Origin of the sequence: Bacteroides sp. MSB163 (assembly GCF_036416795.1) — a bacterium.
Taxonomy (GTDB): domain Bacteria; phylum Bacteroidota; class Bacteroidia; order Bacteroidales; family Bacteroidaceae; genus Bacteroides; species Bacteroides maternus.
Map to the genome: position 1 here is coordinate 1,616,713 of NZ_CP143867.1, position 15,297 is coordinate 1,632,009.

The 15,297-nt window shown below is 45.5% G+C and carries 8 protein-coding genes; 5 read left to right on the forward strand and 3 right to left on the reverse strand.

Annotated features, from left to right (window positions below; genetic code table 11):
- Positions 1 to 37: 37 nt before the first annotated feature.
- The 3 genes from VYM24_RS05550 to VYM24_RS05560 all read left to right on the forward strand — a co-directional run bounded on the left by VYM24_RS05550 (position 38) and on the right by VYM24_RS05560 (position 3,763).
- Positions 38 to 1,456, forward strand: a complete 1,419-nt coding sequence (locus VYM24_RS05550; protein ID WP_330941706.1) for a Gfo/Idh/MocA family oxidoreductase — start codon at positions 38 to 40, stop codon at positions 1,454 to 1,456.
- Positions 1,457 to 1,494: 38 nt separating this feature from the next.
- The gene (locus VYM24_RS05555; RefSeq protein WP_330941707.1) at positions 1,495 to 2,835 is read left to right on the forward strand and encodes a 3-keto-disaccharide hydrolase; all 1,341 of its coding nucleotides are present in this window, start codon (positions 1,495 to 1,497) and stop codon (positions 2,833 to 2,835) included.
- Between the two features lie 82 nt (positions 2,836 to 2,917).
- Positions 2,918 to 3,763, forward strand: coding sequence for an FAD:protein FMN transferase (locus tag VYM24_RS05560; protein ID WP_330941708.1), 846 nt, complete (start codon positions 2,918 to 2,920; stop codon positions 3,761 to 3,763).
- A 92-nt stretch (positions 3,764 to 3,855) separates the two neighbouring features.
- Here the strand turns inward: VYM24_RS05560 and VYM24_RS05565 are convergent, their stop codons facing one another.
- The 3 genes from VYM24_RS05565 to VYM24_RS05575 form a co-directional block, all read right to left on the reverse strand.
- Complete coding sequence (locus VYM24_RS05565) at positions 3,856 to 6,228, reverse strand: glycoside hydrolase family 127 protein (RefSeq protein WP_330941709.1); 2,373 nt, start codon at positions 6,226 to 6,228, stop codon at positions 3,856 to 3,858.
- A 106-nt stretch (positions 6,229 to 6,334) separates the two neighbouring features.
- On the reverse strand, positions 6,335 to 8,419 hold the full coding sequence (locus VYM24_RS05570) for a hypothetical protein (RefSeq protein ID WP_299090873.1): 2,085 nt from the start codon (positions 8,417 to 8,419) through the stop codon (positions 6,335 to 6,337).
- Between the two features lie 194 nt (positions 8,420 to 8,613).
- Positions 8,614 to 10,533 (reverse strand): alpha/beta hydrolase-fold protein, encoded by a 1,920-nt coding sequence (locus VYM24_RS05575; protein ID WP_291549869.1) that lies wholly within the window; start codon positions 10,531 to 10,533, stop codon positions 8,614 to 8,616.
- A gap of 423 nt (positions 10,534 to 10,956) precedes the next feature.
- Between VYM24_RS05575 and VYM24_RS05580 the strand changes: the two genes are divergently transcribed.
- Positions 10,957 to 13,374: a glycoside hydrolase family 127 protein gene (locus tag VYM24_RS05580; protein ID WP_299090877.1), complete on the forward strand. Its 2,418-nt coding sequence runs from the start codon at positions 10,957 to 10,959 to the stop codon at positions 13,372 to 13,374.
- A 24-nt stretch (positions 13,375 to 13,398) separates the two neighbouring features.
- On the forward strand, positions 13,399 to 15,297 hold the full coding sequence (locus VYM24_RS05585; protein ID WP_299090880.1) for a glycoside hydrolase family 97 protein: 1,899 nt from the start codon (positions 13,399 to 13,401) through the stop codon (positions 15,295 to 15,297).

A 15,297-nucleotide genomic window follows, 5' to 3' on the forward strand; every position in this document is an offset into this window, starting at 1 on the left:
GCTCAAGATTCAGTAACTTAATTAATACCAATGATATATGACGACACGAAGAGATTTTTTGAAAACGATGACAATGGCTTCTGCCGGGCTGGCATTCGGAGCCGGTGATGTGTTGGGAGCCCGTGCCTCCACGACGCAAAGAAAAGTGACGGATAAAGTGAAGATTGCCTATATAGGCATTGGAAACCGTGGCGAACAGATTATCGGTGATTTTGCCCGTACCGGTATGGTAGAAGTCGTGGCTCTGTGCGATGTGGATATGGGAGCCGCTCACACCCAGAAAGTGATGAACCAGTATCCTAAGGCGAAGCGTTTCCGCGATTTCCGTCAGATGTTTGACAAGGCGGGCAATGATTTTGATGCGGTAGCCATAGCAACCCCCGACCATTCACATTTCCCTATCAGTATGCTGGCTTTGGCATCAGGCAAACATGTGTATGTGGAGAAGCCTCTGGCACGTACTTTCTATGAAGGAGAATTGCTGATGCAAGCTGCGCTGAAACGTCCGAACCTGGCTACGCAGGTCGGTAACCAAGGGCATTCGGAAGCCAACTATTTTCAGTTCAAGGCGTGGATGGATGCCGGTATTATCAAGGATGTAACGGCTGTGACGGCACATATGAATAACCCCCGCCGCTGGCACAAATGGGATACCAATATCTATAAGTTCCCTTCCGGCCAGCAACTGCCGAAGGATATGGAGTGGGATGCCTGGTTGGGAGTGACTCCTTATCACGAATATAACAAAGACTACCATCTGGGACAGTGGCGCTGCTGGTATGATTTCGGAATGGGCTGTCTGGGTGATTGGGGTGCGCATATCCTGGATACGGTTCACGAATTCCTGGAATTGGGATTGCCCTACGAAGTGTCTATGAAATATGCCAACGGACATAATGACTATTTCTTCCCTTATTCTTCCACTATCCTGTTCCGTTTCCCGCAACGTAAGGGTATGCCGCCGGTTGACATTACTTGGTATGATGGTCTGGATAATCTTCCCCCTATCCCTGCCGGTTATGGTGTATCCGGTCTGGATCCTAATATTCCTGCAACTAATCAGGGAGATACGCCGGCCTCCAGTCTGAACCCCGGAAAGATTATCTATACAAAGGATTTGATATTTAAGGGTGGAAGCCATGGCAGCACACTCTCCATAATCCCGGAGGAGAAGGCTAAGGAAATGGCAGGCAAGCTGCCGGAAGTACCTAAGAGTCCGTCGAATCATTTCGAAAATTTCCTGTTGGCTTGTATGGGACAGGAAAAGACCCGCTCACCGTTTGAAATTAACGGTGTGCTGGGGCAGGTATTCTCATTGGGAGTGATTGCGCAACGTCTCAATACGCAAATATTCTTTGATCCCCGCACCAGGCAGATTACGAATAATGAGTTTGCGAATGCAATGTTGACCGGCGTACCGCCTCGTAAGGGATGGGATGAGTTCTATAAACTGTAATTGCATAGTATTAAATAATCAATAGAAGAAATATCAATATGAAAAAGAATTATTTGTTGCTTTTGTTAGTGTTTTGTGCCTCCGTTGTTTCAGCGCAGGACTGGGAGCCTCTTTTCAATGGGAAGAATCTGAGTGGCTGGAAGAAGCTGAATGGTAAAGCCGAATACAAGGTGGTGGATGGTGCTATTGTCGGCATTTCGAAGATGGGAACGCCTAACACATTTCTGGCTACAAAGAAGACGTATGGTGATTTTATCCTGGAGTTTGATTTCAAAGTAGATGATGGCTTGAATTCGGGCGTGCAGCTGCGCAGTGAAAGCAGGAAAGACTATCAGAAAGGACGCGTGCACGGCTATCAGTTTGAAATTGATCCCTCCAAGCGTGCCTGGTCGGGTGGCATCTATGATGAGGCCCGTCGTAACTGGCTTTATCCGCTGACACAAAATCCGGCGGCTAAAAGTGCTTTCAGGAACAATGAGTGGAATAAGGCCCGTATCGAGGCTGTAGGTAATTCTATCGCTACCTGGATCAATGGAGTGCCTTGTGCCAATATCTGGGACGATATGACCCCTGCCGGTTTTATTGCTTTGCAAGTACACGCTATCGGTAATGCCGCCGATGAAGGAAAAACAGTCAGCTGGAAGAATATCCGCATTTGTACGACAGACGTAGAGCGCTACCAGACGGATCGGAAAGCTCCGGAGATAAATGTTATCCCCAATACCATCTCTCCGAACGAAGCAAAAGAAGGTTGGACGCTCCTTTGGGACGGCCAGACTTCAGAAGGTTGGAGAGGAGCCCGGTTGAACTCTTTTCCTGAAAAGGGCTGGAAAATGGAAAACGGCATCCTGAAAGTGATGAAGAGCGGTGGCGCTGAATCTGCCAACGGTGGCGACATCGTAACCACTAAAAAATACAAGAACTTTATCCTGAAGGTAGACTTCAAGATCACTGAAGGCGCTAACAGTGGTGTGAAATATTTCGTTAGCCCCGATATGAATAAGGGAGCCGGTTCTGCTATCGGTTGCGAGTTCCAGATTCTTGACGATGACAAGCATCCCGATGCCAAATTGGGCGTGAAAGGAAACCGCACATTGGGTTCACTTTACGATTTGATTCCCGCTCCGGCGGACAAGCCTTTCAACAAGAAAGATTTCAATACGGCTACGATTATCGTGAGGGGTGACCATGTAGAGCATTGGCTGAATGGCATGAAGCTCATCGAATACACACGCCAGAACCAGATGTGGGATGCACTGGTTGCATATAGCAAATACAGAGATTGGCCCAACTTCGGTAATTGGGAATCCGGCAATATCCTTCTGCAAGACCATGGCGATGAAGTTTGGTTTAAGAATATAAAGATCAAAGAGTTGTAATTAATAGTATGTCTTTGAAAAGGGTGAGTTGCAGAATTGCGGCTTGCCCTTTCATTTTTCTTTAGGAAACACACACTTGGAAATGCCGGACGTTATTCAACATCTTTATAAATATTCACCTTCCCGGGGTGGCTTGCTTTATGCCTGGTTTCCATCCATGCATACACGTGTCGATATAATGCTGTGTGGCAGGCAGGGGGAGGACGTTTTACTGTCGGTAGTCGAAGCGGTGTACAAAATGCTGTGCCGTTTAGAAAAGATGGCCAACTATTATGATGCGGATAGTGAGCTGGCATATTTGAACCGGACTGCTTCTACACATCCGCAACAGGTCAGCCACGAGCTTTATGATATGCTTACTTTCTGTGTAGATTGCCATACCCGTACCGCTGGATGTTTTGATGTAACTATTCATTCGGCTGACTATACACCCGGTTTAATCCGTAGTGTTCAACTATCACCTCAGGAGCGTACCCTTCTCTTTTTGCAAGCGGGAGTGACTATCAACCTTTCCGGATTCCTGAAAGGATATGCTTTGGAAAAAACACGGAAATTACTGCAACATTATGAAGTGAAGGATGCATTGATCAATATGGGAAACAGTTCTGTATTGGCTTTGGGGCATCATCCCTTGGCTGATGGATGGAAGGTCGGTTTTGGACAGGGCGCTGTTCCAGAGGGGAGGGAACCGCAGGAGTTGCTTCTTCAGAATGAATGCCTCACAACTTCCGGTAATGATTCGTATGAGCGAAAACATATCATCAATCCCCGGAACGGAAAACCGGTGGAAGGGAAAAGAGAGGTAGCGGTGGTTACGGACAATGGTGCTATAGGCGAAGTTTTGTCGACCGGTTTATTTGTAGCTGATGCCCGTCAGCGGGAAATACTGGAAGCGGAGTTCCGTCCGCGTTTGATTCTTGATCTTTAATGTTTTACTTAAAAATAAAAATATACTTTTCAGGCCTGTATGTTCTTTATAAAACATACAGGCCTGTTGTTTATTGAACAGTAGCCATCTTGCTACTGTTTAATGAGTCTTACTTCATATATCTCACCTATTTGCTTGTTTGGTTTTGCCACAAACTTGATGCGTACTTGTTTCTTATCCTGCAAGAGAGTAGCTGGAATGTCATAAGTTTCTGCCTTGAACTCTGATATGCGATATTTGCCAGTGTTGTTGATGGAACGGAGAAGCACATCATCAATATAGATATCGAATTCATGGCTTTTCCATTCGCCCACTCCCCAATACTTGAGTCGCAACTTGAGGTTAGTCAGACCGTCGGTTTGCATGAGGTAACTAAAATAATGTCCGTTGCGGGCATCGCGGTAGAAGACATTATTTGTATTACCGGTGTATGACTCGTCGGTCTCCATCTTGTGATCGGTTTCCGGTTGCTGTTCACCCGGCTGCACTTTGTCGACAGTGCTTGCTTCAAGTACCTGACGTTCCTGTTCCTGCTTGGCAATGTTATCGATGTATTGCTTGTAACTGTCTTCAGTGAGAGCAAGCCAATACATCATATAGCGAGAGTCATGAATTTCGAAGAATGGCTGCAATTCTCCTTCAATCTTGTTTTCCATGCGGGTACTGAGTGTGAAGTGCAGCGGCTTACCTGGCACAGGAGTGAGCTGCGACGGGATGCTGGCAATGTCATTGTTGATGAGGATTGGAGCTTTATCAATAGGCTGCTTTGGACCGTCTGCATACTGCCCGAAACGACTGTCATCGGCTATGAGTGAAGTCATCGACTCTGTACCGGTTTTCATGCCGAGAAGGATAGGGCCATGCATGAGAGCAACGTACTGCGGTTCGTTGGGTAGATAGCGCAGGGATGAGTGCATTGGGAAATGGATATTCACCACATCGCCTTTTTTCCACTTGCGATGGATGCTGACGTAGGAGGACGGGCCTGTAATAATGTCGACAGGCTTTCCGTTTACACTGACCTTGAATTCGCCCGGATGTACCCATCCCGGATAGCGCACCATGAGATTGAATGTGCCTTTACCTTCCGCAATAGTAATAGTACTGTTTTCAGAATAAGGGAAAGCCGTCTCCTGACGTAGCGTGATGCCGCGTTCTTTCCAGTCGAGCTGCGAAGCCGCATATAGATTCACAAAAAGAGCATCACCTACATGGGTGTAGATGAATTGTCCGTACTTGCCATGGTTCTCCATACCGGTGCCGACACAGCACCACATTGCTTCATTAGGAGCGGAGTAGTTGCGATAGTGGCGGGGACGGGCAGGCGTGAAATAGACGTAGCCTCCATGTTCCGGATGCTGGGTAGAGAGTATGTGGTTGAAAGTGGCAAGCTCGTAGTAGTCGGCATACCGCACTTCCGGATTACGGCGATGGAGGTCTTCTGTCAGTTTCAACATATTGTTGGTGTTGCAGCTCTCAGGACCGTCAATGTCATTGATGAAATCCATGCAAGCATCCTTGGCGGGGAAGTGTTCACGACGGCTATTCCCGCCAAATGCAAGGCTGCGCTCGCCTGTTACAACGTCCCAGAAGAATGAACTTGCCGCATGATAATCCTCATTGCCCGATAACTCTGATATACGCTCGAAGCCGATAACTTTGGGTACTTGCGTATTGGCGTGCATATTGTCGAGACAGTCCTGCCGCTGCGACATAGGAGTAAATAACCGTTTATGAGAGAAACGCTTCGCGCAGTCAAGGTACTTCTGTTCGTGGGTAATGGCATACGCATCGGCAAGCACCTCGTTCATGCCGCCATGCTCGTTGCCAAGCATCCGTTCCATCTGTTCGTCCGACAGACCTGATGTGATATCGATTGCCCAATTACAGAATTGCAGAAAAAGAGTCTTTGCCTGCTCGTTGCCGCAATATAGCCATGCGTCGCGCAAGCCTGCATACATCTTGTGCAGGTTATAGAAAGGTGCCCACGAACCGCTGTATATGCGGAAGTCGCCATCTTTGAAACCGTTCCATATATTCTGGCTGTTAGGCATTCCACCCATGTAGCCAGCACCCCATTGGGGATGATTCTTGCAATTGGCTTCGGCGCATTCGGCAATTTCACTGATAATGTACTCCATGCGCTTGCGACATTCTTCATTGCCGGTAGCTGCGTTAATCGCCATAGCTGTGAGGTAATGTCCCCCCACATGTCCGTCCAATCCGTCCCAATTGGGATAACACTTTGCTTTGGGTGTCAGTCCTGCCTCTTTTCGATAGGGAGCTATCAGGCGGTCACAGTCGTACTTGAGCAATGTCTCGATATTCAGGTCACGGGCATGTTTCAAGGGTCCTTCGAGGAGTGTTATTTGCGAGAGAGGAAACTCGTTGGAATACAATTTATCTTGTGCATTTATCCCTGTGGCAGCACATATAAATAATAGAATAGTAAATGTTTTTTTCATGGTTACATTCTTTTTATATAGCTATATAGTCAAATAGAAATGTATTGCGAATTTCATATTCACAAATCAGTTCTATTTGACTATATACTGATTGTTGTTTATATTCTTATGCAAGAGGGGTAAACACAACCTTATATGTTTTAACCACCCCTTTATAGTCGAATTTCACAATAGCGGTTCCGGAAACCGATGTTGCCTGGATAATCTCTACTTTCACGCTCTTGTCAGTTGCTGATGCCGACACAGTAGGTATTCCGGTTGTTCCGGCGGGAAGCTTGCAGACAGCCTCATAGATGTCATAGCCGGTGATACCATTGCTTTCGGTAGAACGTACAGGAGTTGCCGGCACTTCGATTGCTTTCCCGTTTACTTCGATATTTACTTTGGGGACAACCGGACGAACAATTTTCTTCTTGTTGGAACTGAATCCCAATCCGGCTAAATCAAAGAGATCACCGGTCTCCTGACTTTCAGCAACGAGGTAAATTGCATGTTTCTTGTCCAAATGGTCAACAAACTTCGATACGTCGATTGTAAACTGTGTTGTTTCCTGTACCGAATTGGCGGGAACAACTATCTCACCTATCTTCGTTCCTTTCCAGGTTTCGTTATCCCACGGACCGTCTAACCAAACATTCACTTTAAACGTCTTTGATGTTTTCGGTGCAAGGAAGAGGTTGAAGGCTGTTTTGTTTCCCTTTTTGGTTCCTTCGAAAGCTTTCAGGCCCAGTTTATCTTTATTCAATCCGCCGAAACCGAAGTACTTATATCCTATTATATTGCCGTTTTTCACGTTTGTGATGGGGGCATGATTATCCCAGATGTCCCATGAATCCTGTTGGATACGTCCGTCGGAAAGATAACATGCGAATCCTGCGGAATAATACTGGTAAGGATCAAGACCAAATATATGGAAGCCTTCCGAAGTTACTTCCGCTCCTTTGTATTCATTCCCTTGGCTGTCTTTGGCTGTCCAGATTTTATCTTTTGCATACGGGTCGTAAGCTCTGATGGATACTTTACCGCCTTCCGATACCGGCTTCTTATCCCATTCTACATGGATTGGAGCTACCATCGACTGGCGGGCGTTGCCGAAGCCACGGGGCGGGCGGTGATAGAATACATACCATTGTCCGTTGATGAGCTCTATACTTCCGTGCGTATTGTGTCCTGCATTAGTTGTTTGCAGTCGTGAACCATCCTGATTTAACACCGGGGCACGCGAATCGACCAGAACGCCGCCGCTTTTCCATGGACCCAGTGGAGAATCACCATAAGCGTAGCGCAAAGTGGAGTTGGAACTGCCCAATCCATAGTCGGGACCTGAATGCCCGCTATAGATGGTCACGTATTTGTTTCCGATCTTACGTATGGATGAGGCTTCAAAGAAATTGAATGATTCGAGATCTTCTCCGGGAAAGATGTGCGGATAGGAAATATTCTTCGGACCGCGGTTGTTGCCTCTGCGGACGCCTGCCGGCATGAAATAAGGAATCACTTCTGTGCCGGGGCGTACGGAATACATGGTGTTTTGGTCCAGCTGGGCGGCTAATGAACGTTGGAATCCCCAGTATCCATAGGCTCTGAATCCGATTTCATAATCCGGGTCGTTCGGGTCTGTGATGTATTCGATATATATAGACGGGTCGAATCCCAGAATACTGCCGGGAAGGGTTTTCGTGCCGTCGGCAGTCAAGTTGATGGGTGTAAAAGGTCCATCGGGACGGCTTCCTTTAGCCACCATCGCTTCCCTGTCTCTGCCTCGGCTGTGCGGGAACAGATAATATTCTTTTGTGCCGTCCTTTCTTTTCACTTCAACAAGGTCGGGAGCGTACATCACATCCCATTGTCCTCCTACCTGATAGGTGAAGATGGGGCCTTCGTCACGCCAGCTTGATAAATCCTCCACGGGTGCCGACCACATCCTGATGTCTGGTCCGCAATAACTGCCGAAGCGGACATCGTGCGAACCGATGATGTAAGCGCGAAATTTCCCCGGATTGTCGGGGTCTTCAAAAACACGGGGTTCTCCGTCCGGTAAATGTTCCCATAACGGTAGATACGGATTACCGGCTCCGTGATAAACAAACTTCGACGTTTTGGGCTGATTATTATTACCGGCTATTGCTTTTGTTATTGCAAACACAGGGACAATAGCAAACAATAATAAAACGACTTGAATTCTTTTCATAACCAATCTAATCTTTTTTATACGTAAATATTTATGTTATTATTTATTCAATAAGACACCATGCGACAAAAGTAAGCTATCGAAGAATGAGTGGCTTTTGATATTAGATATTTGAATTTCAAAATCAGATATATTTGTGATAATCCTTGTAAGTATGGAGTAAGAAGATAGATTGTTTTCTCATGTGTCTTTTGTTATTTGTTGAATAACAATTGTGCAAAATGATACAGATTATTCCTCCATACCGGCCAGGTGTGTCCACCCGGATATTCGGAATATGTATATTTCAGTTTTAGCGTATCAAACTCTTTAAGCATATTCTGGCAGTTCTGATAGGCTATATCTTCTTTGCCTCCCATGGCGATCCAGAGTAATCTTAGTTGAGAGTCTATTGCCGCTTTATTTTTGCTGATAAACTCATACTGGTCATCTGCAACTTTCTGGTAGAAGGGTAACCATCCAGAACTGAATACACCGAGATGAGCAAACAAATCTGTATGATACAATCCGGCATAAAGTGTCTGTATACCTCCCATGGACAAGCCTGCAAGTGCCCGGCTGTCTGCTTCTTTTCTGACACGGTAGTTATCTTCTACAAATGGAATGACAGCCTGCATCAGCTCGGCTTCGAATGCTTTCAAGGCACCGGCACTGAACCCGGCAGAAGGCATATTGCCATCAAGCATTACTACTAACATGGGTTTGGCTTTTCCTGCTGCGATCAGGTTGTCCATTATCAGGTCGGTCTTTCCTTGTGTGCCCCAGCCGCGTTCGTCTTCTCCACCACCGTGCAGAAGGTATAGAACGGGATATTTCTCGTCTGTACGGGTGTCATATCCTGCCGGAGTATATACGAAGAAGCGTCTCCACGAGCGGCTTACCTCCGAATAATAACGCTTCATGCGGATATCGCCATGCGGCACATCTTTCAGCGCATAATATTCTCCACCTTCAAAAGGCACTTCAATGCCGCTTGCCATGCGTCCCATGCCATAGAAAGTCTCGCTTCCGGGATCAGCTACCGCCACTCCGTCTATCAGGAGCGAATAGTAGTGGAAACCTTCTCCCAAAGAGTCTGTAACCGTTTGCCAGATGCCGTTTTCCTGTCTGGTCATATCATATTTCCGTCCCAAATCCAATTGGACTTTTTGTGCTTCCGGTGCTTGTATGCGAAATATGGCACGATGGTCTGCCGTCAGTTGTGGATATTTGGAGTTCCGTACATTGGTCTCCGCACGCATACCATGAATGCCGTATTGGTCGAAACTTGATGTGTTTACCGGTTTGAAAAGCAGTTGGGAGAACAGGTAGAGGTCATTCTTCCATACATTGAAGTCGTGCCCGCCTGGCTCCACATAGAAGATGTGGGGAACCCGATGCCGTTGCAGATAGAGGTGAGTGCGCTCGCTGAAGGACATTAGGTTGTCATTGTCCCCGCAGGATATCCACAGTAGTTTCAGTTGTTGTTTGGCAGCTTCCGGATTAGGGACAAGCACTTCGGGTGCTTTGGTATTAGGAGCGGATGAGAACCCTCCTACCCAAGCAAATTTATCCAGATTTCCCAGACCAAAATTTAGGGATTGTCCGCCACCCATTGACAGTCCTGCGATGGCCCTGCTCTCCCGGTTCTTGATTACAGGATATGTCTTTTCAATAAAGGGAATCAGGTCGTTCAGCAGATCTTTTTCAAAAATGGCGAAGCCTTCCACTTTATCTGGAGCCATGATATTGCCCGTAGCGCGGTCATCCTTTATGGCTCTTCCGTTGGGGAGTACTACGATCATCGGTGTTAGTTTGCCTTCGGCATATAGATTATCGAGAATGACTTGCGGTTTGCCGTTATTGAACCATTCCAGTTCGTCGCCCCCAATGCCATGCAGCAGATAAAGTACAGGGTATTTCTTGCTCTTGCTGAAGCCGGGAGGGGTATAAACCAATGCTCTCCGTTTCGTACCAACGGTTTTAGAGTTATAAGTCACTGTTTCTATTTTCCCTTGGTCTATTCCTGCCTTTTCTACGTCGGAACCAGCCAGGGAGTGGGGGATGGTACTTTGTGCCTGTACCCCGAAGCAATACGCCAATGCGCATACTAAGATGATTGCAATGTTTTTCATGGTTCTGAATTTTATGTCGCAAACATACAGCATTCTGCTTTCTCAGCCCAATAATGATGTTACACGTTTCTTTCCTGATGTTACATCTTTCGAAAAATATGGCTATCCGTTGCTTTTCAAATCTGTACCCCTTCATTGTACCTTTATCATAGTTGCACCGTACCCGAGTCGTACTTGCTCCGTACCAAGTCCGTAGTTTCTCCGTCTGAAGGTACCTCTGACCGAAGAATGTACGGAGCAAGTACGGTTCGGATACGATTTAAGTACGATAGAACTGCGGTAAATCTACGAAAGAAGTTTTATCTGAAATCTAAAATCAAATGTCTGAAATTGATAATAACTATGATATAATAGGCCTATTTTTGCAGTGTACCAGATTGTATGGAAGTAGGAGTGTAAGTGGAAATAAATAAGGATTAGGAAATGAAGAAGAAATGGATTCTATTGTTACTGATAATAATTAGTTTTACAAGCCTTACTGCGCAGGACGCTCTTTATTCAAACACTTTTCCTCTGGGAGATGTGAGAATAACCGCAGGTCCTTTTAAGCATGCCTGTGATTTGAACGTAAAGGTTCTGCTTCAGTATGATACCGATCGTCTGCTAGCCCCTTTCCTGCGTGAAGCAGGATTACCTAAGAAAACGGAAACGTATGGTAATTGGGAAAAAGACGGTCTTGACGGGCATATCGGTGGGCACTATCTGACCGCTTTAGCTATTCACTATGCCGCTACAGGTAATTTGGAATGCAAAAAACGTATGGATTATATGGTTTCTGAATTCGCACGTGTACAGCAGGCTAATGGTGACGGCTCTATTTGCGGTTTTCCGAATAGTAAGAAGTTTGCAAAAGAAATAAGAAAAGGAAATGTAGGCATTGTATGGAACTATTGGGTGGCCTGGTATAATATGCATAAAACCTATGCCGGACTGCGGGATGCCTGGCTTTACGGTAAAAATGAAAAAGCGAAAAAGGTTTTCCTGAAGTTCTGTGACTGGGGCATCGACGTTATTTCTAATTTAGACGACCGGCAAATGGAGCGTATGCTGGATAATGAATTCGGCGGTATGAATGAAGTGTATGCGGATGCTTGGCAAATGACCGGTAATTCCAAATACCTTGATACAGCGAAGCGTTTCTCACATAAGCAGATTTTCGACAGTATGGCAAGGCGCATTGATAACCTGGATAACAAGCATGCCAATACACAGGTTCCTAAAGCCGTGGGATATCAGCGTGTGGCTGAACTTAATTCGAAAACCGCTCCGGATTACAATGATTTTATGACTGCTGCTGAATTTTTCTGGGAGACCGTAGTTTATCATCGCTCTTTGTCATTAGGCGGAAACAGTCGGGGGGAGCATTTTCCCGAAGCAGGAAAATGTTCCGATTATATGCACGAACGTCAGGGACCGGAGTCGTGTAATACCAACAATATGCTGAAACTTACCGAAGGCCTGTTCCGCATGCATCCCAAAGTGGAATATGCTGATTTCTATGAACGTGCCATGTATAATCATATCCTTTCTACCCAGCATCCTGAACATGGAGGATACGTATATTTCACACCTGCTTGCCCCTCGCATTATCGTGTTTATTCGGCACCGGGAAAAGCGATGTGGTGTTGTGTAGGGACCGGTATGGAGAATCATGGTAAATACGGACAGTTTATTTATACCCATGATACGGCGGATAATGCTCTGTATGTGAATCTTTTTATACCTTCCGAATTAAACTGGAAAGAGAAGAAGATTAAGATTGTACAAGAAACGGACTTTCCGAATGAAGAAGGGACTACGCTGACTGTTAATCCTTCTAAAGCAACACAGTTTAAACTGCTGATACGTTATCCCTCGTGGGTGGAGCAGGGAAAAATGCAGGTGGTCTGCAATGGAGTTGATTATGCAAAAAATGCATGGCCAGGTTCTTATATAACCATTGATCGCCAATGGTCAAAAGGAGATGTGGTAGAAATAAAAACTCCGATGACCGTGAGAATTGAAGAACTGCCCAATGTACCTAACGCTATCTCGATCATGCGTGGACCTATATTGTTAGGTGCGAGGACGGGAACGGAAAATATGCCCGGATTAATTGCCGGAGACGGGCGTTGGGAACATATTGCGCACGGATCGTTGGTTTCACTTTTTGACGCACCTTATATTATAGGGGAAAGAAGTGATATTCTGAATAAATTGAATAGGATGAAGCCTGTCGAAGGAAAATCTTTTAGTTTTACTGTTCCCGGTTTGTTTACTCAGGAAAAATATAAGAATCTGGTACTTGAACCATTCTATGGAATTCATGATAGTCGGTATATGATGTATTGGTTATCAATGTCCGAGCCCGCATTCAGGGAATATAAACAAGCCGTGGAAGCTGAAGAACATGGGAGAATGATACTCGACAAGCGTACTGTGGATATGGTATCATCGGGTGAGCAACAACCTGAGTCGGATCATGCAATGAAAACTCAGGATTCACATCGTGGAGTACATGCCGGTGAGGCTTGGCGTGATGCCCGTAATGGAGGATATTTCGAATATACACTGACCACGAAAGGGAATGAGAATCTCTCATTGATGGTCCGTTATTGGGGAGCTGAGTCTGGTAGCAGGAGCTTTGATATTCTGGTGGACGGTCAAATTATCGCTACGGAAGATATTGTCGGGAAATGGAAGAAAGACTTGTTTTGCAATGTGGAATATAATATTCCGACCACTTTACTGAAATCGAAAGATAAAATTACGGTTAGGTTTCAGAGTAAACCGGATACTACAGCGGGAGGGATTTTTGCAGTACGATTGCTGGTTCCCGAATCAATGGTAATGGATAAATAATGGTCGCGTGACATAAAAATATGTATGTTTATGAACTTACTTAGAAAAACATGGGGGATTGTAATAGCTGTTATAATCAGTTCGTGCCATTCGGGAACATTTGATACTATTTCTCCTGATGGAACCTTAAAGGTTGGGGTAGTAACAACAAAGGATGGCGATTATGGAAAAGCCGCTTTCGTTGTGCATTACAAGGGAGATAGTATTCTTTTTCGTTCCGAACTGGGATTGGAGACTGATGCACAAAAGTTTGCCGGTAACTTAAGATTGAAATCAGTTTCGGAACCGAAATCCGTGATTGATGATTATAAGATGATCACGGGAAAACGGAGCCATTGTGTGAACGAGGCTTCCGAACGGGTTTATTCTCTGGAAAACGATGAAGGGCAAACTTTGGAGGTAACGTTTAGGGTGTACAACGATGGAGTTGCATTTAAGTATGGACTTAAAGCTATTTCGGATGAAGAACATATCATTAATGAATATACGGCGTACGCCTTACCGCAAGGGAGTAAAAGATGGATACAACAGTATGATCCGGGTTATGAAAAGTTTTTCCCGTTGTCTACTGATGGTGAGCTTGCCAATCGCCCGGAGGTTGACCTTTGGGGATATCCGGCGCTTATAGAGCCACGGGATTCTGTGTTTGTGCTGATTACGGAGGCTAATATCAGACGGGGGCATTGTGGTTCTTTTCTGTATAATGGGGATAATCGCGATAATTATCAGGTACGGCTGGCTGATAAAAAACTGGTTTTCAGTGGTGTGTGGGAGTCTCCATGGCGATTGCTTATTGCCGGTTCTTTGGCTGATATCACTGAGTCTACACTGGTGACGGATGTGTCTGACCCTTCTAAGGTGGAGGATACGGAATGGATAAAACCCGGAATGGTGTCATGGATTTATTGGGCATATAACCATGGTTCTCAAGATTATCAGATCGTGAAGGAATACATTGACCTGGCAGTCAAGATGAAGTGGCCTTATGATCTGATTGATTGGGAATGGGATGTAATGAGAAATGGGGGAAATATTCAAGATGCAGTGAAATATGCTTTGAGCCAAGGCGTTAAACCTTTGGTCTGGTATAATTCGAGCACGAATTGGATAGGTCCCGGTCCTCTCTTCCGCCTGAATAAAAAGGTAGATAGGGAAAAGGAATATAAATGGTTGAGCGATATGGGGGTCGCTGGCATTAAAGTTGACTTCTTCTCGGGTGATAGTGTTTCTACAATGAATTATTATATAGATCTGCTTGAAGATGCCGTGAAGTATAAATTGATGCTTAACTTTCATGGTGCCACTATTCCTCGCGGATGGCAACGTACGTATCCTCACATGATGTCGGTGGAGGGAGTATATGGGGCGGAATGGTACAATAACACTCCGGTTTTGACGAATCGGGCTGCGGAACACAATGCTACCTTACCCTTTACGAGAAATGTCGTAGGTCCAATGGATTATACTCCGGGTACTTTCTCTGATTCTCAGCATCCGCATATCACTTCTTATGGTCATGAATTGGCATTACCGGTGATTTTTGAGTCGGCCTTGCAGCATATGCCGGACAGACCTTCGGCTTATTATGATATGCCGGAACCTGTAAAGAAGTTACTATCCGATCTGCCGGCGGCTTGGGATGATACGAAGTTTTTGACCGGCTATCCGGGTAGGGAAGTTGTTATGGCACGACGCAAAGGGGATATATGGTATATTGCAGGTATTAATGGGACCAATGAATCGAAAACCCTTTATTTTTCGCTGAAAGATCTTTCCGTTGCCGATAAGAAAATAACCTTGTTTGAGGATGGTACAGATGACAGAAGCTTTACTATTGCAGAGGATCTTCCTTTGTCAGATGACGAAATGAGCTTGGAGATAAAATGCTTGCCGCGTGGAGGATTTGTGGCTGTTATAAAATGA